Origin of the sequence: Streptomyces sp. DH12, from assembly GCF_020873895.1 — a bacterium.
In the GTDB taxonomy this organism is placed as follows: Bacteria; Actinomycetota; Actinomycetes; order Streptomycetales; family Streptomycetaceae; genus Streptomyces.
On the sequence record NZ_JAHWGT010000608.1, the window covers coordinates 1 to 547 of the forward strand.

A 547-nucleotide genomic window follows, 5' to 3' on the forward strand; every position below is an offset into this window, starting at 1 on the left:
GTCCAGCTGGGTGTGGGTGGCGGGCAGGGGGCGTGTCATGGAGGCGTTCCTTCGTCAGCGGTCGGCGGTCGGCGGTCAGCGGTCGGCTTCGGCGGTCGGGTGCCCGGAGGCGGGCGCGGGCACGCGGGGCGGCCCGTCCTCGGGCACGTCGCCGACGGCGTCCCGCGCCCGGAGCGTGCCCTGCTGGAAACAGGCCAGGGAGGAGGCGGCGTGCTCGGCGGTGAACTCGTCGTCGCGCGGGTCGGCGGCCGCGGGCTCCTCGAGCAGCTCGGCGGCGAGGCTGGTCTGCGGCACCCGCCGGGGGAGGGGCGCCAGCCCGCCCTTACGGGCGGCGCCGCCGTCGTCCGGCTCGGGCGCGGCGGCCTTCCACGGGGTGCCGGCGCCGTCCGGCGGGGTCGCGGAGCCGGCCCGCGGAGTCGCGCGGGATGATCAGGTTCAGGGTGGGGCCGATGCCCTGCGCGTAGGAGGCGATCTCCTTCAGGCCCTGGGGCGTGACGAGGTCGGCCGTGGTGCGCGGGTCGCCGGACTCGACGAAGTCCCAGGGGCG

2 pseudogenes are annotated in these 547 nt (G+C 78.4%); both read right to left on the minus strand.

The window, feature by feature from the left end:
• Nucleotides 1–75: 75 nt before the first annotated feature.
• Nucleotides 76–333 (minus strand): annotated as a pseudogene (locus LPA54_RS36030) (histidine kinase); the annotation flags it as partial.
• Nucleotides 323–547, minus strand: a pseudogene (locus LPA54_RS36035) (hypothetical protein); the annotation flags it as partial. The pseudogenes LPA54_RS36035 and LPA54_RS36030, both read right to left, overlap by 11 nt.